The 20,052-nt window shown below is 60.7% G+C and carries 19 protein-coding genes and 1 pseudogene; 12 read left to right on the forward strand and 8 right to left on the reverse strand.

Going from position 1 to position 20,052, the window contains the following annotated elements:
* Positions 1-203: 203 nt before the first annotated feature.
* From repB to AB9K34_RS10970, 3 genes are all read right to left on the reverse strand, one after another.
* Positions 204-1,133: a plasmid partitioning protein RepB gene (repB, locus tag AB9K34_RS10960; RefSeq protein ID WP_369954465.1), complete on the reverse strand. Its 930-nt coding sequence runs from the start codon at positions 1,131-1,133 to the stop codon at positions 204-206.
* On the reverse strand, positions 1,117-2,310 hold the full coding sequence (gene repA / locus AB9K34_RS10965; RefSeq protein WP_369954466.1) for a plasmid partitioning protein RepA: 1,194 nt from the start codon (positions 2,308-2,310) through the stop codon (positions 1,117-1,119). Before repA ends, repB begins: the two co-directional genes overlap by 17 nt.
* A 134-nt stretch (positions 2,311-2,444) precedes the next feature.
* Positions 2,445-3,326, reverse strand: a complete 882-nt coding sequence (locus AB9K34_RS10970; RefSeq protein WP_369954467.1) for a recombinase family protein — start codon at positions 3,324-3,326, stop codon at positions 2,445-2,447.
* Positions 3,327-3,552: 226 nt separating this feature from the next.
* Between AB9K34_RS10970 and AB9K34_RS10975 the strand changes: the two genes are divergently transcribed.
* Positions 3,553-4,632 (forward strand): hypothetical protein, encoded by a 1,080-nt coding sequence (locus tag AB9K34_RS10975; RefSeq protein ID WP_369954468.1) that lies wholly within the window; start codon positions 3,553-3,555, stop codon positions 4,630-4,632.
* 181 nt (positions 4,633-4,813) lie between these two features.
* Positions 4,814-6,018: pseudogene (locus AB9K34_RS10980) on the forward strand (IS256 family transposase).
* Positions 6,019-6,343: 325 nt separating this feature from the next.
* Here the strand turns inward: AB9K34_RS10980 and AB9K34_RS10985 are convergent.
* Both AB9K34_RS10985 and AB9K34_RS10990 read right to left on the reverse strand, forming a co-directional pair.
* A complete protein-coding gene (locus AB9K34_RS10985; RefSeq protein WP_369954469.1) occupies positions 6,344-7,492 on the reverse strand; it encodes a ZIP family metal transporter in 1,149 nt (382 codons plus the stop codon).
* 29 nt (positions 7,493-7,521) lie between these two features.
* Complete coding sequence (locus AB9K34_RS10990) at positions 7,522-8,730, reverse strand: multicopper oxidase domain-containing protein (protein ID WP_369954470.1); 1,209 nt, start codon at positions 8,728-8,730, stop codon at positions 7,522-7,524.
* 116 nt (positions 8,731-8,846) lie between these two features.
* On the opposite strand from AB9K34_RS10990, the gene mntR reads away from it, so the two are divergent.
* The 7 genes from mntR to AB9K34_RS11025 all read left to right on the forward strand — a co-directional run bounded on the left by mntR (position 8,847) and on the right by AB9K34_RS11025 (position 14,261).
* On the forward strand, positions 8,847-9,299 hold the full coding sequence (gene mntR / locus AB9K34_RS10995; protein ID WP_369954471.1) for a manganese-binding transcriptional regulator MntR: 453 nt from the start codon (positions 8,847-8,849) through the stop codon (positions 9,297-9,299).
* 124 nt (positions 9,300-9,423) lie between these two features.
* The gene (locus AB9K34_RS11000; protein ID WP_369954472.1) at positions 9,424-9,768 is read left to right on the forward strand and encodes a hypothetical protein; all 345 of its coding nucleotides are present in this window, start codon (positions 9,424-9,426) and stop codon (positions 9,766-9,768) included.
* Between the two features lie 286 nt (positions 9,769-10,054).
* On the forward strand, positions 10,055-11,350 hold the full coding sequence (locus AB9K34_RS11005; RefSeq protein ID WP_369954473.1) for a multicopper oxidase family protein: 1,296 nt from the start codon (positions 10,055-10,057) through the stop codon (positions 11,348-11,350).
* Positions 11,351-11,367: 17 nt separating this feature from the next.
* On the forward strand, positions 11,368-12,297 hold the full coding sequence (locus AB9K34_RS11010; RefSeq protein ID WP_369954474.1) for a WD40/YVTN/BNR-like repeat-containing protein: 930 nt from the start codon (positions 11,368-11,370) through the stop codon (positions 12,295-12,297).
* Positions 12,297-12,791: a DUF411 domain-containing protein gene (locus AB9K34_RS11015; RefSeq protein WP_369954475.1), complete on the forward strand. Its 495-nt coding sequence runs from the start codon at positions 12,297-12,299 to the stop codon at positions 12,789-12,791. The genes AB9K34_RS11010 and AB9K34_RS11015 overlap by 1 nt, the downstream gene beginning before the upstream one ends.
* Positions 12,784-13,305, forward strand: coding sequence for a c-type cytochrome (locus AB9K34_RS11020; protein ID WP_369954480.1), 522 nt, complete (start codon positions 12,784-12,786; stop codon positions 13,303-13,305). Before AB9K34_RS11015 ends, AB9K34_RS11020 begins: the two co-directional genes overlap by 8 nt.
* A gap of 290 nt (positions 13,306-13,595) precedes the next feature.
* Complete coding sequence (locus AB9K34_RS11025) at positions 13,596-14,261, forward strand: L,D-transpeptidase (RefSeq protein ID WP_369954476.1); 666 nt, start codon at positions 13,596-13,598, stop codon at positions 14,259-14,261.
* A gap of 25 nt (positions 14,262-14,286) precedes the next feature.
* Here the strand turns inward: AB9K34_RS11025 and AB9K34_RS11030 are convergent, their stop codons facing one another.
* Positions 14,287-14,571, reverse strand: a complete 285-nt coding sequence (locus AB9K34_RS11030) for a hypothetical protein (RefSeq protein ID WP_369954477.1) — start codon at positions 14,569-14,571, stop codon at positions 14,287-14,289.
* Between the two features lie 182 nt (positions 14,572-14,753).
* Between AB9K34_RS11030 and AB9K34_RS11035 the strand changes: the two genes are divergently transcribed.
* The 3 genes from AB9K34_RS11035 (at position 14,754) to AB9K34_RS11045 (ending at position 18,104) form a co-directional block, all read left to right on the forward strand.
* Positions 14,754-17,108 (forward strand): heavy metal translocating P-type ATPase, encoded by a 2,355-nt coding sequence (locus AB9K34_RS11035; RefSeq protein WP_369954478.1) that lies wholly within the window; start codon positions 14,754-14,756, stop codon positions 17,106-17,108.
* A gap of 34 nt (positions 17,109-17,142) precedes the next feature.
* Positions 17,143-17,409: a zf-TFIIB domain-containing protein gene (locus tag AB9K34_RS11040; RefSeq protein ID WP_035367121.1), complete on the forward strand. Its 267-nt coding sequence runs from the start codon at positions 17,143-17,145 to the stop codon at positions 17,407-17,409.
* Between the two features lie 182 nt (positions 17,410-17,591).
* Positions 17,592-18,104, forward strand: a complete 513-nt coding sequence (locus tag AB9K34_RS11045; RefSeq protein ID WP_035367119.1) for a murein L,D-transpeptidase family protein — start codon at positions 17,592-17,594, stop codon at positions 18,102-18,104.
* A 219-nt stretch (positions 18,105-18,323) separates the two neighbouring features.
* Here AB9K34_RS11045 and AB9K34_RS11050 read toward each other — a convergent pair whose 3' ends face one another.
* Entirely contained in the window at positions 18,324-19,325 is a 1,002-nt protein-coding gene (locus tag AB9K34_RS11050) for a cytochrome c oxidase assembly protein (protein ID WP_369954479.1), read from the reverse strand.
* A complete protein-coding gene (locus tag AB9K34_RS11055; RefSeq protein WP_369954481.1) occupies positions 19,322-19,933 on the reverse strand; it encodes a penicillin acylase family protein in 612 nt (203 codons plus the stop codon). Before AB9K34_RS11055 ends, AB9K34_RS11050 begins: the two co-directional genes overlap by 4 nt.
* Between the last annotated feature and the right edge of the window lie 119 nt (positions 19,934-20,052).

Raw genomic sequence — 20,052 nt, forward strand, 5'->3', positions numbered from 1 at the left:
ACGAAGGCAAAATTTCTACGGCCCGCGAATCGCTTTGCGCTTGCGGGGTAGGGGCCAGAACGCTACATTCAGAAGTGCGAAAACTGAGATTTTGTAGCGGGCTGATCCCGGTGCGAAACCTTACAAAGGTCTCGTGAAGCTAGCTTCTCGGGGCCTTTTTCTTTTTGCCTGTATCGTGCCTCCTTCTTGTTGGTTGCTCTTCCTCAGTCTCCTGAACGCTTCCAGCGCTCATGAAGCTCGGTAATCAGCTTTGGGGCATTGCCCTCCAACCAGCTGATAAAATCAGGTTCATCCGTAGTCAGATCGAGTTTAAGCTGCTTGCCTTGGCGGCCGGTCTTGACCGTCGCAGCTCCGACACCGGGGATCGCCAAAGCAGGCACGTCCTTTCTAGACGGGTTTGCTTTCTTCTCTGGGCTCTTCGCAGCTGACAGAACTGCGAGAAACGTACGCTCAGAAACCTCATCGACCGAGCCGGAACTTTCGGACTTGGCTGCATGAGCTACGGCTTGCAGTTGGTCTCGATCGCCGTCGTAGGCACCCAAAGCCTTTTTGAGCTCTTCCCATCTCGGGCGACCAATCCCGGGAGCCGCACCAATTGCCTGGATGAGTTCCTCGCCGACCGTCCGAACGACACTCAAGAGTTGTGAAACCCCAGCTTCGTGGAGGTTAAGGACTTCGGCGACACCTCGATTGGTGCGCTCAGCCCCTTCCAAATGGTCACCGTCCAGAAGCGCCGTCGCAACAAGCGCACGTTCAATAAAGCTCAGATCACGACGCTCTTGGTTCTCGAGAAGCTGATCTCGAAGCGCTTGATCACCATCAACTTCCGTGACGATGGCTCGAACTTTGATACCGAGCTCGCGACATGCTTCCAGGCGTCTGCGGCCATAGATCAGGTTGTAGCGATCGCCTTCCAGTGGGCGGACCAAGACAGGCACACGCTGACCATTCTTGGAGATTGAATTCTTCAGGCCCTCAACTTCAATCTGAAGCCTGTCATCCAATCGTCCTTCGGTAATAATCTGCGCCGGATCGATCTCAAATACACCGCCACGCAGTCGGCGCCCTTCAAGAGCGTCAGGAGCGTTGCGAAGGGTCTGCAGCGGCAGGCCAAGTTTAGGCTTTCTTGCCATTCCGCCCCCATGTGTTCTGGATGATTTCAGCGATCTCATCGTTCACTGCGTTCATGGATTCGATCGCACGATCAAACGTCTGACGCGTGAAGTCCTTCTTGTCAGCTTCGTAGAGCGTTTGCTTGGTCAAGCCGGCATCAGAAATTGCGGTCGATTCAACCATGTGATTGGTCAGGACCGACCTCCCGAACAGTCCGCGAATGAAAGCGATGACTTCGGTTTGTGGTGCGTCGCCGACTTTGTATCGCGTTGGCAAAAAGCGCAGCCAATCGAAGCGCAGATTTGCGCCTGCATCCCTGATCACTCCCAGGAGATCCGCGGTCATTCGCAGGAATTGGGACATCGACATGAGGTCAAGCATCTGCGGGTGAACCGTCACGAGGACACCCGAGGACGCGGAAAGTGCTGACATCGTCAAGAAACCAAGCTGCGGCGGGCAGTCGATCACAACAACGTCGTAGTTCGCTTCAACACTATCGAGTGCGTCATGAACTCTCGCGAAGAACGCTTTCGCTCCGCCTCGCTGGATAGCAGCAGGCGTCTCGTGCTCGAACTCCATGAGTTCAAGGTTGCCCGGGATAAGATCAAGGCCGCGGATGTAGGTCTTGCGGATCACGTCGGCGATCGGAACCGGATCGTCATAGCGAACGGCATCATAGAGGGTTCCGCCCTCCATAAGGTCGAGTTCTGGCTGGATTCCGTGAAGAGCCGAAAGAGATGCTTGGGGGTCGAGATCGATCGCAAGAACCCTGTACCCCTTGAGCGCCAAGCGCTGAGCGAGGTGAGCAGACGTCGTCGTTTTGCCACTGCCGCCCTTGAAGTTCACCACTGAAACAACTTGTAGCTCGTCACCGTCGCGACGCCCAGGCACGTAAGTTCCAGACTTTTTTGCGTTTCCTTCAAGCGTCTGCCGGATTTCCCAGATATCGTCGAGCGTATAGCGACGATGACTTCCAGCCGTCGTCTCAACGTCAACGATCTTTCCTTCTCGATGAAGCTTCCGAAGATAGGTATGGTCGACGCCAAGGAGCTCAGCAGCTTCGCCGCTGGTCAAAGTGCGCATCACCTTCTTTGCATCCGGAGGGAAGTGTGCGGCGCGCTGAGCATGCAGGTTCGACGCGAGAAGTTCCGCGTAGTGCCCGATGGCGATGTCTAGATCCTGCTCTACTTCGCTCATGTCTGCCCCGATCCGTGGGCGCGTTTTTTATGTGACCGCGCGTTATTTTTCGAGACTATTGCCCGACCAGCCAGATTCGTGCAAGCACTTTCTAGATTTAGTGGCAATCGGTTAGGCCAACACAAGTGTGATCCTCAGAGGAACCCCAGCTTTTCAGCACGCTCCAGCAGCATTCTGACTGAGGAAGGCTGCCAGCTGGTGCGACCGCGAGGGGTGCGCTCACGCATGGATTCCAGTCGGTCGCAGATTGCCTGCAAGGTGATCTCCGGGTCAGAACCTTTGATTGCGGCGACAATCGCAGGCAGGCGATCTTCGGTTTCGCGACGTCCAGCGCGTCCAAGCACTTCAGCGGTCAGGAATCCGTCCGCCACGTATGCCTTCACGGCGCGGAGCAGGCGGCTTTGCGTCCAGCGCCGATCATGGGGCAGGGGGCCATTGATGATCCGCAGGACGTCTTCCCAAGCCATATCGGGGCGCAAACGGCGCACATGGGGCACCCAATCCTGCGCAGTTTCGTTCAAGCGCTCCATGTAGCCGTCCTGTCGCGCCAGCCGCACCTTGCGCAGCGCTTCAGGGTCTTTGGCGCGAAGACCTGGGTTGCCGCCGACGCGGCCCTTTGAGCGTGCCGAGGCAAGTCCGGCTTTGGTACGCTCGCGGATCAGAGCGCGTTCGAACTCAGCCGCAGCGCCCAGAACCTGCAACGTGAACTTGCCCTGGGGCGAGGCAGTGTCGATCGGGTCCTGGAGCGAGCGGAAGAACGCCCCCTTGCCCTCCAGTCTTTCGATCACCTCAAGTAGGTGCGACAAAGACCGCGCAAGCCGGTCGATCCGCACGACGACCAGCGTGTCGCCCTTGCCAATCCGCTCCAGCACACGTGCAAGCACGGGCCGCGCGCGATTGCCGCCCGAGGCGTGCTCTTCAAAGATCTCGGCGCATCCCGCAGACTGCAGTGCCTCAGACTGGGGTAGGGGGGTCTGATCCTCGGTGGAGACGCGCGCATAGCCAATCAGGGGCATGAAACTGGGCCGTTTGCAATTTAATATATATCCAGTAAACGACCGTTTCTAAACAGATGCAAGGGCGCTCTCTGTGGTGCGACTCATTAAAAGGCCCTTGGTTTTCATACGCCGAGCGCGATCAGAGGGATCTCGCAGACCACCGCGCGCGCGTGCTATATAGGGTGTGCAGGCGCACCCTGACGAAACACTTGGGTAATGTGCAAAAGTACCGTATCTTGCATATATGAAGCCTCAAGTATCTACGCAGTATAATAAATTTGACGATCCTCTAGTGGATGCGGAGAGGATTGAAGAGACGTCCGAGGACGACCTGTGGTTCCTTCCCGGTCCAATGGAAGTGGAGCCGGATTATCTGCTGCCCGGGCCAAAGGCAAAGCCGCGTGAAACCGCAGTCCTCGACGATTGGCGACGCGCCGAGGCGGGCAGTGCCGCCCGTCTCGCCCGTGTGGCTGGCCGGATTGGCGCGCTGGATGATCGTTTGCGGCGTGGCCCGGAGGGCTGGCGGCACAGGCTCGCGCTGATGGAGGCGGCAGACCTCAGCTGGTTTGTGGGCGACCGAATTGGCCCGGATCGGCTGGCACTCTGGATATCCATGCGCTTGTCCGGGGTGCAGGACGACACCGCAGCGCTCGCGCGTGTCGGATGGGCGGTGCGGCGCCTTACAGGCGGTCCCGGCCCAGAGGTGGACCTATCCGCTTTCCTCGATCGCCGTGACCCTAAAAACATGGCGGATGAAGCCGAGCCCTTTGCAGATCGCGCAGGCGTTTGGCTTGACCTGATGGCGCAAGCCGCCGACCTGCACCCGATCACGCGCGCCTGCATGGGGTTTCACCTCTGGAGCCTTGCGGGCCTCGGGCAACAGGGCGACCGTATGGAAGCGGCGGTTACCGCCTCACGCATTGCCGCCAGCGAAGGCGCGAATTCGAATGGGGGGGCCATCTTTGCGCCTCTGGCTATGCGCGGGGCAGGGGGGCTGCGCGCCAGTGGCCCACCTGCCGAGCGCATGCAGCGTTGGCTCGAGGGAATGGAAACAGCATGCCTGACCGCGATGCGGCACCTCGACGATATCCAGGCATGGTCAGCGCGGGCGGACAACATGATGGCACCGCTCTCTGGCAAGACACCACCTGCATTGCGCGCGGTGCTGACCGAATGGCCCGCCGTCTCCGCTCCAATGGCCGAGACCCTGACCGGTGCCAGCCGCGCCGCCGTCCAGCGCAACCTTGCTTGGATGAAAGCGCAAGGTCTAATCCGCGAGGTGACCGAACAGGGGCGTTTCCGCATGTGGCGGGCGATGCCATGAAACACCTCTAAAAAAGCACTCGTTTTGATGCGTAACATCTGTTGATAGTTCACGGAGGCGTTAGTGTCCGAGGACGTGGTGTAATTTCTGCGCCTTCATCGGTGTAATCCCGGGTGGCCATCGAGGTGTATGGTCGAGGTTGAGTTTGGCGACTTCAACCACGAACCTTACGGAGACCCCGATGACCAAGACCAACATGGACCTTTCCGAGCTTCTCGCAAAGCATGACCAGGGCGACTTTCTGCGCGCCGTCGCCGAGGCAGTGCTGCAGCTGATCATGGAGACTGATGTCGAGGGCCTGATCGGCGCCGGACGGCATGAGCGCAACGGCGAGCGCACGACTTGGCGCAACGGGTATCGAGAGCGCGCTCTCGATACCCGTTTGGGCACGCTGAACCTGCGGGTGCCCAAGTTGCGGCAGGGCAGCTATTTCCCCAGCTTCCTCGAGGCCCGCAAGACCTCGGAGCAGGCGCTGGTAGCGGTCATCCAGGAGGCCTGGATCGGCGGGGTCTCGACACGGCGTGTCGATGAACTGGTTCAGGCGATGGGGCTCTCGGGCATTTCGAAGAGCACAGTCTCCAAGCTCTGCAAGGATATCGACGAACGGGTCGGCGAGTTCCTGAACCGGCCGCTCAGCGGCGAGTGGCCCTATCTCTGGCTGGACGCCACCTATCTCAAGGTCCGTCAGGGCGGACGGATCGTGCCTGTAGCAGCAATAATCGCTGTCGCCGCCAATACTGAGGGTCGGCGCCAGATCATCGGCCTGGGTATCGGGCCTTCGGAGGCCGAGACCTTCTGGACCGAGTTCCTGCGTTCCCTGAAGGCCCGCGGCCTCGGCGGCATCAGGCTGGTGATCAGCGACGCCCATACCGGCCTCAAGGCCGCCATTGCCCGGGTCTTCGAGGCGACATGGCAAAGGTGCCGGGTTCACTGGATGCGCGATGCGCTGGCGCACGTCTCGCGGGGTCAGCACACCGTCGTTGCCGCCGCGATCCGGCAGGCCTTCGACCAGCCCGACCGTGTCCATGCCGGCGAGACCTGGCGCAAGGTGGCCGAGCAGTTGCGCACGCGCTGGCCCAAACTGGCCGACCTCATGGACAACTGCGAGCACGACGTGCTGGCCTACATGTCGTTCCCGCGCCAGCACCGGACCAAGTTGACAGCACCAATCCCATCGAGCACCTGAACAAGGAGGTGAAGCGCCGCGCCGACGTGGTCGGGATCTTCCCCAACGAGGCCTCCATAATGCGCCTGATCGGCGCCGTTCTGTTCGAACAGAACGACGAATGGCAGACCGCAAGCCGCTACATGATGGTCGAAGCCTTCGCTCAGATCGACAAGGAGGAGATCGATCCCATTCTCAGCATCACAACGAAAGCCGCCTGATCATGACCTCAGACCACCTGAGAAATTACACCACCTTGACGGACGTGACCACGGAGGCTCGGAATCGTGACAGACCAAAAATATGAGACAGTCGATTTCGACGTGCGGCTCAGCAATAGTAGTCAGATGGATTTGCAGTGTTTTCACCTATCTGTGGGATCCTCTAGTCGCTCTAGCCTCAAACTCTTTATTTCGAAATCACGAAAGAATAAGTCTCTTGGGCGCACAAACTGGGGCACGAAAATTGCGATCTCCCAGTGGACAGACGGGGTCAGTTTATAGAGCTGGGCGACCGCCCCATGAGGCCGAAACAGCCGATCACCGCTCAGATCTTGATCAATGCCGCCGTCGCGTACATGAAGGCGATGCCGCCCAGAAACCCGACCAGTACGGCTGGTGACATCAGCGCCGCCTGCCTGTCGGCGTTTTGACGTACAAGGTAGGCGCTGACCTCGACCATGACTTGCAGGATCGCACCCGCTCCGACGGCGAGTGCCAGTGCCGACCATTGCGGCGCATAGGCAAGGCTACCCGCCCACATTCCGAGGATGGCCGGGCTACCGGCGAGCAGGGTCAGGGCGACAAACGTCCAAAGCGTTGGCCGGGCACGAAGCATCGGGGCGGCGATACCGATGCCCTCGGTGACATTGTGCAAGGCAAAGCCTAGGACGAGGAAAGTTCCAAGCCCCGCCGACCCGGCGGCGAATGCGCCGCCGATTGCCAGCCCTTCGCCGAAGTTGTGAAGTCCGATCCCGAGGGCAATGTAGAACGCAAGCGCGATGCCTTCCGGATTGCCGCGCCAGCGCCCGATAGCCATCAATAGAAGAAAGCTTGTAAGCGCCGCCAGCCAGACCATGGCAGAACCTTGGAATATCGCGGCCGCTTCTGCCGATAGCTCCAGTGCCTCGGATATGGTGTCGATCAGCAGGAAGGCCAGCAACCCGACCGTCAGCGCCAGCAGAAAGTTCATCCCCCTTTGCCCGACGCCCTTCATGGCCGGATAGAACATCAGGCCAAGCGCTACCGGCAAAAGGCCGACGATCGCCCCGATCACCGCCTGGAGCCGAAGTTGCCCCCAGGTGGGACTTGGCGTCGAAACTGCAACCGCGATCTCGTGCCCAAAGGTCGCGCCTGTGTTCGTCAGCAGATTGACATGATGGGCCTCGCCAAGGACCCACGGATAGGGAATGCGCAGCCAGACCGCATCGCCTCGGGCAATCGGCCCCGCCGGTTCCTGCGTGAAGGTCCAGTATGCATCATCCACGGCAACCTGCGCGACCACCATCGCTTCCGATCCGCCGGCGCGCACCCTGAGCGATATCCCCGACCCATCGAGGATCGTCCGTTCGACGGTCAGCGCCTCGACCGGGGGGGCGCCGTTGTTGAAGCCGCGCAAGGGATCGAGCGAGGCGATCCAGACAAAGGCGCCCAGCATGACGGCCAGCGGCACGAGGACGAGAAGCAGACGGGTCATTGGCGGGCGGCTGCGTTGGATATGATCGGTTATGCTCCGGCCTCCCGCACGTCGAAAAAGCCCATCCAGCCAAGTTCGGTGAACTCGGCCTGATGCGCATGGAACATATACATCCCGTCCTCGTGATCGGCGAAGCTGAACTCGAGGATGCCGCGCTGCGCCTGACACTGCATGATCACATCGACCGTGCGCAGGGTCGGCGTGAGCTGGGTGCCGGTGTCGTAATAGTCAAAGAAATTCCCATGCAGGTGCAACGAGTTGATCGGATCGAACTCGGTCGCGTTCATGAGGTAGATGCGAACCGGGCGCGACTTGTCGATCCGGATCGGCGCGTTCATGTAAGCTTGGCCGACCGTGTTTACGGCATAGACCTCGTTCTCACCATCGAAATTGGTGTCAAAGCCGTTCATCACCATCGCCAGTTCCTGCCATTCGGCGTTTTCCGGGTTGCCCAGCACACGCGACGCCGCAACGGCCGCAAATTCGGGGTGGCGCGCCGGATCCGGATCGACCACGAAAAGGCCGTACATGCCCTTGTGCATGTGCCGTTTCAGTGGCAGGGCATGGCAATGGTAGAGGTGGCAGCCGAAGGGCTTGGCATCGAATTCGTAAACGAACTCCTCGCCCGGATCGATCAGCCCGGCGCCTTGAACGCCGTCCATCCGCGCCGAGTGAATGCCGTGAAAATGCATGGAATGCGGGTGTGACCCGAGGTTGCGAAAGACGATCCTCAGTCGTTCGCCCTCCTTCGCTCGCAGGGCGGGGCCTGGCACGCGGCCGTTGAACGTCCAGGCGGGAAAGAAAACGCCGGGAGCGATCTCGATCTCCACGTCGATGGCGTCCACCTCGAACGTTCGCAACGTGCGCCCATCCGGCAGGACTTCGGTGCGACCGGTCTCCCAGTCGGTCAGCATGGCCGTCGGGTCGAACCCGTTCCGGGCGTGGTCGACCTGGCCGACCATCGTCATGTTGCCATGCGCCATGCCACTGTCATGGGCCGAATACGGATCGACCGCCCCGCCGGACATCGCATGCCCCGCCATCGGGTCGGGCGTTGCCTGGGATTGCGCGCGGCTCGCGGCCACGGCCGCTCCGCCGGCAGCCACCAGACCGCTGACCAACAACGCGCGTCGCGACGCCGATACTGGCTCCGTGACCATCGCAGGTGGCGCTGTGGGCCGAGATGTCTCCACGGCGGACGACACATCGCGCCCTCGCTTGCTGGTATCGACAGGCATGGACGATGTCCCCTCAGATGACACGCAGGCCAAAGTCCCGGCGCAAAAAGTTAGCCTCGGCTAATAATCATCGCTTAGGCTTTACGAGTCAATCCCGATCGTGCGAGGGTGACGGCATGACGGATGATGAGAACCTTGACTCAAACGAGGCAGAGGCACGTGCGGTCGAATCCCGCGCCGAGGCCTTCATCGGTGTGCGCGAAGCGCGGCGCAGCGAAGTGGCGGAAGATTATGTCGAACTGATCGCCGAACTCATCCACGAGAACGGCGAGGCCCGGCCGGTCGATATTGCGACACGCATGGGCGTGACCGCGCCAACAGTCGCCAAGACGCTTGGCCGTCTGGCGCGGGACGGCCTGATCACTCGCGCGAAATACCGCTCGGTCTTCCTGACTGAGGAAGGTCGGGCGCTTGCCAAGGAATGCAGACATCGCCACGAGATCGTCTTGCGGTTTCTCCTGAGCCTCGGGCTCGATCCCGAGACCGCGGAACGCGATGCCGAAGGCATCGAGCACCATGTCAGCGAACGGACGCTTGCCCTGTTCGCGGCCTTTTCCAAGCGGTCATAGGCGGGTGGTTGCCGCTGAAATAAGTCGTTTTGCCGAGGACTTGAACAAGCCAACCTTCAGATGTTCCAAGAAACGTGATATTGTGCCGCTTTCATTCGGATCGCGCGGGTAGTAGATCAAGATCATGAGACGTTGGGCACGCCTTATCTGTATCCTCTCGCTGGTGGCTTTTGCCATCGGCGCGGTCGCGCAGTCTGCTGGCTCAATTGCCATGGCCTCGTCAATGGTCTCCACGGATGGCGGCATGATGGCGATGGACGATTGCGACGCCTGTAGCAGCTTGGAAGACGGTAAGATGGGTTCCGTCTGTGATTTTGTGTGCAATGCCGCGGGAATGGCCGCTCTTCTTTCGATCCCGGCTGGTACCAGCCCGATCGCTGCCACCGCAGCCCATCAAATCCAGCTCGTGGACGTTCCGCACGGAATATCCGGCCCCCCGGCCCAGCAACCTCCTCGATTCTACCTCTGATCTGACACACGGCGCCTGATTGCGCTTCGTGTGTTTCTCCGTGCCGGACGCCCTCAAATGGGCGTTTGCGCGGGGCCATGAACATCGCCGCGCAATTGCTTTGGCGGTGTACAGTGAAATCAGAGAGTGTTCATCCATGTCCTCCCAAATCAGTTCCCGTTTCAGTCGCCGATCTTTTCTTGCAACGTCCTTGGCGGGTATCGGCGCCACGGCTTTCGGAAAGCCTCTGCGCGCCGGGCCGCAAATCCGCAGCTTTTCGCTGCGCCCCGCGCCGGGACAGGCAAGGTTGGTCCCAGAACCTTATCCCGCAACCCCCGTTTGGGGCTTCAACGGCCAGGTTCCCGGCCCGGAGCTACGGGCTCGGCAAGGCGATCAGCTGCGCATCGCCGTCACAAACGGTCTGGACGAGGAAACCACCGTCCATTGGCACGGACTTCGTCTGCCGAACGCGATGGATGGGGTTCCACACCTGACGCAGAAGCCGATCGCACCCGGAGAAACCTTCACCTACGAGTTCGACGCGATCGATGCCGGAACCTTCTGGTATCACCCCCACCAGCGCAGTTTCGAGCAGGTCGGACGTGGGCTGGCCGGACCGCTCATCATCGACGAACCCAACCCGCCGCGGGTCGACCGCGATGTCACCTGGCTGCTTGACGACTGGCGGCTGACACAGGACGCGGCGATTGCGGATGACTTCGGCGCAGCCATGGACATGAGCCATGCGGGCCGTCTGGGCAATACTGTCACGATAAATGGGCGTGTTCCCGATGTCTTCGTGGTGCGGCAAGGCGAACGTATCCGGTTACGGCTGATCAATGCCGCCAACGCCCGCATCTTCGCGCTCGACTTCGGCGACCTTTCCGCGCGCATCATTGCGCTCGACGGCCAGCCGATCACCCCGCACGCCGCGCCTGACGGTGTCGTGGTTCTGGGCCCGGCGATGCGTGCCGACATAATGCTCGATTGCCCTGCCGACCCGGGAACCACGCTTCAAATCGTCGACCGCGCCTATCGCGATAATGAATTCAACCTGCTGGATGTCGACTATGACGACACGCCCTTGCGTGCCGCGCCGCCAGATTGGGAAATTGCCCTTCCAGCCAATCCGCTGATCGAACCTGATCTGAACGCGGCCCGTCGTCACGAAATCCTGTTCACCGGGGGCATGATGGGAGCAATGGTCGAGCGCCAGATGGGCCTGAGCCAGTCAGGCAGCATGATGGGCGGAATGATGGGTGGCGTTGTGGGCGGCGGCATGTGGTTCGTCAATGGCGTTGCGGCCGAAGGGCACATGCTCGATCCCTTCCTGACATTGGAGCGCGACGCGAGCCATGTCCTCCACATGACGAACGCCACGGCGTTCGACCATCCGATCCACCTGCACGGCCACTCCTTCCGCGTCATCAGCCGCAATGGCGTTCGGACCGAATTCCGTGAATGGCAGGACACCGTGCTGATCGCGCCGCGCGAGCAGGTCGAAATCGCCCTGGTCGCCGACAATCCCGGAGACTGGATGTTCCATTGCCACATCCTCGAGCACCAGGCGGCCGGGATGATGGGCGTGATCCGCGTCGCATGAGCAGAGGAGCATGCAGATTGAAGTCGATTGAGATTGGATGTCGGCCAAACCGGCGCAAGGTACTCACCGCGGCACTCAGTATCGGCGTCGCTTCGATGTTGCCGGGGTTCGCACTCGCGGCGAGCGATGGTGATCCAGCGGCTCTTGCCTTTGATGGTGATACCATCCTGCTGGCGAGAGGAGGGCTGTTCGTCAGTGATAATGGCGGCCGGACTTGGACCGCGGCAGAGACACCCGGAAAAGTGCTGTCGCTGGCAACCCATCGCGACCGGCCCGGACTTGTGGTTGCGGGGCTGGCCGAGGGCGGTGTCAGCATTTCCGAAGACGGGGGCGCTTCATGGCGCATCTTTGAAGCTAGGCTGCCTGACGGAGAGATCAATGCCGTTGCCATCGCCTCGCGGAACCCGGACATGATCTATGCCTCGCTTCTCGGCGACGGGTTGTGGAAGAGCGAGGACGCCGGTGCAACCTGGTCGCTCGCCATGGACCGCCCCTGGCTCGACGACGCAGAGCGCGAACCTCTTTCTCTGGCTTCGGTCGAGCTTGAGACCGGCATGGGCGGGATCTGGATCTATGCGGGCACCGAGGTTGGCCTAACGCGGGTGCCCGATTGCTTTTGTCGCTGGCAGGACGTGCAGCCAGGCAACGCGATGGACGCATTGGTTGCGGGTGAAACCCCACCGTCCGAAGCGCCATTGCCAGGCGGTGAACCGATCCTGTCGCTGGCCAGTGCCCCCTCGGCGCCGGAAGTGATGTATGCCGCGCTGCCTTCGGGCCTCTGGGCATCGCAAGACGGCGGAGTCATCTGGCAAAAGCGGGCCAGCATAGCTGCGACCGCCGTTGCGGTTCATCCCAGAGACGAGACCTACATCGCTGCCCTGTTGGGCGGCATCTTGAAAATCAGCCGTGACGGCGGCGCAACCTGGATCGAAACAGGAGAACTATGATGGAGAAAATGATGCAGAGAAGAAACGCGCTTGGTCTGATTGGCAGCGGCATTGTCGGAATGGTGGGCCTGACCACATCGGCCTGGGCGCAAGCGACAGGCGATGTGGCACCCGGTCTGGCGGGCAGCGAAAGGCAGATCACCATCTGGCGCGATCCGGGCTGCGGCTGCTGTGATGCCTATGGGGATTATCTCGAAGAACACGGCTTTACCGTAACGCGTGTGGATGACCGCGAGTTCGACAAACGCTCGGTCGAAGTCGGTGTGCCCGCCCAGGGCATCGGCTGCCACTTGGCCGAGATCGACGGCTACTATGTCAGCGGTCTCGTCCCCGTCGACATCATCGAGCGGCTGCTGGAAACCCGTCCGGCGATAACGGGTATTACCTTGCCGGGAATGCCCGCGAACGCGCCGGGCATGGCTGCGGTCAAGTCAGGCACGCTAAGGACCTACGCCTTCGGCCCGGAAGGAATCTCAATCTATGCCGATGAATAAGGGGGCGAAAAACCGACTGGCGAAGGGTACGGTCAGGCGGTCAGTGCTCCTCGCTGCCCTAGTGTCCTCGCTCGCGACCACCGGCCTCGTGGTGCTGGCCCAATCGGAACCGGTGGACCCGCGTGTCGAGGGACTGACGTTTTTGGGAGAGCCCGTGCTTGCAGCCGAGGTCACGGCAGGGCAACGGCTTTATGCGGACAACTGCGCCAGTTGCCATGGTGCGAACCTCGAAGGCCAGCCCGATTGGCGTCGTCGTCTTGACACCGGAAGAATGCCGGCCCCGCCGCATGATGACACAGGCCACACCTGGCACCATTCAGACCGCATGCTTTTTCAGATCACTAAAGGCGGGGTCGGTGCCGTCGTGCCGAGATACGAGAGCGACATGCCGGTTTTTGGAGGGGTTCTAACAGACGCAGAGATCGCGGCGATCCTCGTCTACATCAAGAGCACCTGGCCTGAGCGACAACGTGAGTTCCAAGCCGAAGTTTCGGCCAATGACACGGGCGGGTGAAGATCGACAGGGTGTCAGGATAGTATCTTTCGACGAAAGCCGATCCACCGGGGGACCAATTCGACATATCTGTCCTACTCCGCCCCAGACTCCCGCTTTACCAGGCTAATTCGGACCTGACCTGGTTGGCCGTTGACCCAACCGCAAGGCAAGCGTGTGCTACCAGGGTCGCGTGCGTGCGTTCACGAAAATTTGCCCTTGAACCTCTAGCCACTAGAAGTCCTATCTTTTCAAGAAGAACACATGCCGTTCTTGCCATCAATCGCCGGCGGGAACCGAAAGGGTACGAAATGCTGACAAGACGACACTTCATCCAGACAACAACGGCGTTGTTCTCGGTGACCGGTCCCGGAATGGCTTTTGGCGACACTTGGCCCACCGAGGCGCAGAAGGCTGAATGGGACGCACAGGTGACGCCTCAGAATTATGTTCCCGAGGCCTCCAACCCATGGGGATTGCACCCGCGGTTCCTGCCGCAACGGGTAGTCGCGAAGGCCGGTCTCGTGCCGGGAGATATCCATGTCGATGCGGTCGCACGGTATCTTTACCATATTGAAGATGGTGGAACCGCGATGCGCTACGGCGTGGCCATCGCGCGGGGGAACCTCTACGAGCCGGGTGTCTATATCATCAAGCGCAAGGTCAGGTGGCCGCACTGGCAACCGACACAGAGCATGATCAATCGCGACCCCGAACTTTATGCTGACATTGCCGATGGCATGGAACCGGGACCGGAAAACGCGCTTGGATCAAGGGCGCTTTATCTCTACGTCGGGGATCGCGATACCCTTCTACGCATTCATGGCACTCCGAGCCCACGGAGTATCGGTGGCCGCGCAAGTTCGGGCTGCGTGCGGATGGTTATGGCGCATATCAACGACCTTTATCCGAACGTCGAAATCGGCTCTACGGCCTATCTTTACTCGGCGGAGGACAGCGTTACTGCCCGCAGTTAAGCCAAGCAGCGATCGGCAAACGTAATTAGGTTTCGCGAGGGGTGCAGATACGATTGCCGTTCGGCGTGCGTAGCGGAACCAAGGTAGTTTCGACCGGACCGCTGTGTTCGTACCAATAGCAGCCGTCTTCCGGCACCAAGCGCGCGGTTGCAACATCTTGATCCGGGGCAGCCATTGCAATCACGGTTTCGGGAACGTTGCCCCGCCGGTCTGCCGCATCGCCCGGTCCAGTCGGCTGGATTTCGCACCCGGCCGTAAGCGACAGCGCCACTGCAACCATTATTTTTTGCTTCAGCATCAAAACCCGCATCAAGCTTCCTTTCGTGTCTGTTTTTCTCTGCAGCGGCTCATCATGCCTCAAGGCGTGATAGAGCCGGTCACCGCATCCTGTAGCAATAAATCAATCTGAAATACCACCGTATTTTGCTCTTGAAGCTCTAGCTACTGTAGGGGCTATGTCATGGTAAAGCACCCGAATCCAGAGGTCCATTCATGCCGTCCGACACCCATCGTCACGACCACGATCACGCCGAAGATGCCCAGACAAGCGGCGGCAGCTGCTGCGGGAGCGCCGGAACGTGCGGCGACATCGTTCCGGCGACGCCCGCGCCAGCGGGCGGGCGCAGTTTTCAGGTGGCCGGCCTCGATTGCGCCGAGGAGGTAGCAATCCTGAACAAGGTGGTCGGCCCGAAGATCGGTGGGGCCGAGCATCTCGCGTTCGACGTGATCAATGGACGGATGACTATTCTCGACAGCGCCAAGAGTGTATCGGACGGCGAAATTGCAGAACTGGTCGCAAGCACCGGCATGACCGCCAAGCCCTGGGATGCCGAAAATGCGTCGGTCGACCAGGCGGCCCATCTTGCACGACAGCGGCTGTTTACGGCGCTCAGTGGCGGCTTCTGGGCCGCGGGTTTTCTGTGGCACATCATCGAGACCGGCATGGGCGGGGCGCTCGGCCTCTTCGCGGGTCACGGCGAAGCGCCGATGCCACTGGTCGAGGCAGGGCTATTCGCGGTTGCGATCCTGTTCGGTGTCTGGCTCGTGGCACCCAAGGCATGGTCGTCCGCTCGGCGGCTGTCGCCCGACATGAACCTGCTCATGGTGGTCGCCGTGGCCGGTGCCATCGGGCTTGGCGAATTTTTCGAGGCGGCGACGGTCGCGTTCTTCTTCTCGCTCTCGCTTTATCTCGAAAGCTGGAGCGTCGGGCGTGCGAGGAATGCGGTTTCAGCTCTGCTCGACCTCGCGCCACCGACGGCAAGAGTTCTTCATGATGACGGCTCGGAAGCGGACGTTCCGGCTTCTGCGGTTGCTATCAACGCACGTTTCATCGTGCGCGGCGGAGACCGCATCCCATTGGATGGTGAGGTTGTCGATGGGGCAGGGGCCGTCGATCAGGCACCAATCACCGGAGAGAGTGCGCTGGTCCCAAAGGAACGGGGCGACGAAGTCTATGCCGGCACGATCAACGGCGAAGGCACACTGACGGTGCGGGCCACAAAAGCCGCCTCGGACACCGTATTGGCCAAGATCATCCGCATGGTCGGCGACGCCCATGCCCGCCGCGCGCCGGTGGAGCAGTGGGTGGCGAAATTTGCCCGCATCTACACGCCAATCGTCATGGCTCTCGCCATCGCAATTGCCCTGTTGCCGCCGCTCATTTTCGGTGGGGCTTGGGATTATTGGTTCTACAATGCACTCGTGCTGCTGGTGATCGCTTGCCCATGCGCTCTGGTCATCTCGACACCGGTCTCCATCGTCGCCGCACTCACCGCCTCAGCGCGGGCCGGGGTGCTGATCAAGGGCGGTGCATATATCGAGGCACCGGGTAAGACCACTGCACTGGCCATGGACAAGACCGGCACGATCACCATGGGCGAGCCCGAGGTGGCGGCGGTGCATCCGCTGGGCAAAGCATCGGCGCAAGATCTGATGACCCTCGCCGCTAGGCTGGAGGCACGTTCCTCGCATCCCTTGGCGCGCGCCATTCTCGCGCGGGCAGAAGCCGACGGCATCAAGGTGTCCGCCGCGGAAGATACCCGAACCGTTCCCGGCAGGGGACTTGAAGGACGCACAGACGGCCGGTCGATCTGGCTGGGGTCGGACCGGTTTGCCGAGGAGAAGGGTTTCGGCGACGCCATTCCGAAGGATTTGCGCGACCGCATCGAAGGGGCCGGCAGCACCCTTGTTGCCGTGGGCGATGAATCCGGTGTGACGGGCATTCTGGAATTGCGCGACCGTATCCGCCCCGACGCCAAGGGCATCGTGGCACAGCTCCACGCGCAGGGCGTGAAGACCATCGTCATGCTGACGGGCGACAACGAGCGGACAGCGCGCGCTGTTGCAGCCGAGGTCGGCATCGACGAGGTCCGTGCCGAGCTTCTGCCCGAAGACAAGGTGACAGCCATCGAAGAACTGGTCGAAACGCATGACATGGTGGCCATGATCGGCGACGGGGTGAACGACGCCCCCGCCATGGCGCGCGCGCATTACGCCATCGCGATGGGTGCTGTTGGTTCGGACGCGGCAATCGAGACGGCGGATATTGCCCTGATGACCGACGACCTCGGCAAGGTGCCTTGGCTGATCGGTCATTCGCGCCGGACAATGTCGATTATCCATCAGAACATTGGTATTTCCTTGGCGACCAAGGGCGTTTTCGTTGTCGCTACCGCGTTCGGACTGGCATCGATGTGGGGCGCTATTGCAGCCGACGTAGGAGTGTCATTGCTGGTGGTGGCCAACGCCCTGCGCCTGCTTAACAGCCAAGAGGCCAAGGCGCCGCCGTCCGGCGGTGAACAGGTTGGCGAAGGCTTGGCCAAAGGGGCGCTGGCACATGGTCATTGAACTGGGAGAACCCGGAAAGGAGCCGAGACGAGACATGAGCGTGAAGGGCAGGATGATGTGTCCGGTTTGCGAGGTGCCCTTGAGCATGACCGACCGCCAGGGGATCGAGATCGACTTCTGTCCCGATTGCCGGGGTGTCTGGCTCGACCGGGGCGAACTGGACAAGATCATCGAGCGTTCGGCACCCGATGTGGCGCCTCAGCGGGTGCCTGAGCCGCGCGGCTACGACGATGATCGCGGCTACCGGCGCGGAAAGCACGGCTATCGGCGCAAATCCTGGCTTCACGAGTTGTTCGATTAAGGCTTGCCGTGGCCTCCCTGCCGGTCGCCCTCAAGGCGCTGCGGTAGGCCCGCAAGGCATTCAGCGGTGAGCAGGTTGGTCCAGAGATGGCAAAGGCCGCGCTTGCCCACGGACATTGATCACGCAGCATTTGCAAGGTAACGTAATGTCCATATCAGACCTCACGAAAGAGGCATCGAGCAGTGAAAACCATCCGATTTCCCCGCCGCGCCGTCCTGTTGGGCGGGTTGGCAGCGTTTTTGTCTGGCTGTGCCAGCAAGTTCCGCAGCTATGGCGGACCCGAGGTGACCCGTGTTCGGCTTTACAAGGGGCAGCGTTTGCTTGTTCTGGACGGAGCCGATCGCGTATTGCAAACCTATCCGGTCGGGCTGGGTTTCGCTCCTGAGGGTCACAAGCAATTCGAGGGAGACGGCCGGACCCCTGAGGGCGCTTACGTAGTCGATAAGCGCAACCCCGACAGTACGTATCATCTTTCGGTTGGCATCTCCTATCCGAATGAGGCCGACATAGCCTTCGCTGAAGCGCAGGGCCTTTCCCCCGGCGGCGACATCTTCATCCATGGTGGTCCACGCCCAGGGATCGACCCAACGGATGTCCGCGACTGGACAGCTGGCTGCATCGCGGTCACAGATCGGCAGATCGAGGACATCTATGCAATGGTGAAAGACGGAACACCGATCGACATCTACGCCTGATGGGAGGAGATGATCTTCCGTCAGATCAGGAAAATTGTCGGCACAGGGCCACGTTGATCACTTCGATGGCGATCACGGCCAAAGTGACGCTCGCCGCCGTGGGCCAGCGCAAGCACCCGGTACGCGTAAGGACACTACAATATGTGTCCGGCCGTGGCAGTGGCGAAACAGGCGGGCCCTAGCGGAGAAGAATGCGTCTGGTCTCATGTCGAATTCAATCTATCCGAGGGCATAGACGATGGTCACGACGGTAATCATGACAACCATGAACATGGAGAATGCGCCAAGGGCGAGCGTACGGCCCATGTCCCGGTTCGGCTTCTCTACTTTCAGACGCAGTTCCTCCGCGGTTTCCGGAAACTCGAGCGCCGCCGCATTCGATTGGCGCATCAGGTCGTAGCGGGACGTCCAGCGCCGTTCCTCCGCCGCGTTCCAGCCGTTCAGCACCAGAATGATTGCCGCGATGAGAACCATCGACGACGGGACCCAGATTACGTAGCCACCGATTGTCTCGTCAGCCAGGGCGCGAAGTCGACCACCGCTCGCTGCGATGATTTCTGATCCATAGAGGGGCACCTCCTTGAGCGTTGTCAGGGAGCCCAGAAGGATGTTGGAAACGACCACCAGGAACCCTGACATCAGCCGAGCGCCGCGCCGCGCTCCTTCAGGCGGATCACGCAGATCGAACAGCATAGCAAAGTACCAAAGCCCAGCAAGCACCATAGACAGATGTGCCAGCGCTTCCATCGCCGCAATACGTTGTGTAAGGGCGTAGATCATCGGGATCTGCCAGACGAAAAGCGCACCAATCAACAAGGAGGTGGCAGATGCAGGAAGCGCCAAGAATCGCGGGATGCGCGCACGCCCAATCGCGGCAAGGCGTCGGCGCCCTTCCCTTTTCAATCCGGCTTGAAGGCCAAGCCAGGGCTGAGAAACCGCGATAAGAAGCGGTCCTACCAGTCGCAGAAGAAGATGCTCGACCTGATGTACCGAAAACAGACTGTGCCCCAATGGCGCGAGCGGCCCATTCGTCGCGACGAGGACGGCTGCGAGGCCGACAAAGAAGGCGGTTCGACGCCAACCAGAAACCCTTCCGAGACAGCGAGCGTGTATTTTGAGCTCACGCAAAAACAGCCATACTGTAAGACCGACAACAATGAGCGACACCGGTGACAGCACATAGCCGAAAGGGTCGTAAAGGAAGAAGAAGTTCGTGATCATTCGCTCTGGCCCTCGCTCATCCGAGGGTTGTCGGAGGTAGCCGGTGTGAGCCGCGAGATCCCGGAAGCGCCGCCACGGGCCAGTGACAGATCGGTCGACATGGCGAGGTATTCGCCTTGTATCCACGAGGGAAAGAGATTGTCGTAGAATCGAGATAGCGGATGTCCCGACTGTCCGGCGGGCGTGATGTAGTATGATCCCGCTGCTTCCGATATCGACATGACCGCCTGAAAATTGCTTCCGGCACTCACAAGGAATGGACGGTCTTCTTCAACACCAAATGATGTCAAGAATTGCGTAAAGGGATCGCCTGAAATCGGCGCTTGAAGGGACAGCAGGTCGGTCAGTAACCCACGCGAACTGATCGGCAACCACTGCATGTCCAAATTATGCTCTTCGCCCCAGCTCCAGGTCGAGGGATCGCGCCCGTATCGATCAACCAGCCAGCCAAGGGCATCATCCAGGGCCACGCGAACCTGCTCCTCGCAAGTCTCGCGAGGTGATGATGGCCGGATGTCGCACCAGATCGCGCTGCCGCGACGATCGCTGAGTACGGCATAAAGAAAGTCCGGGTTCGGACGGGACCAGTGACCTGCCCCCCGCGAAATCCCTCATCATGATGTAGAGTCTGCCCAACCTTGAAGGAGCAGACGAATGCGAAAGAGCCGTTTTACCGAGGCGCAGATTATCGGGATGATCAAGGAGCAAGAGGCGGGCATGCCGACGG

Origin of the sequence: Sedimentitalea sp. XS_ASV28, from assembly GCF_041224545.1 — a bacterium.
In the GTDB taxonomy this organism is placed as follows: domain Bacteria; phylum Pseudomonadota; class Alphaproteobacteria; order Rhodobacterales; family Rhodobacteraceae; genus Sedimentitalea.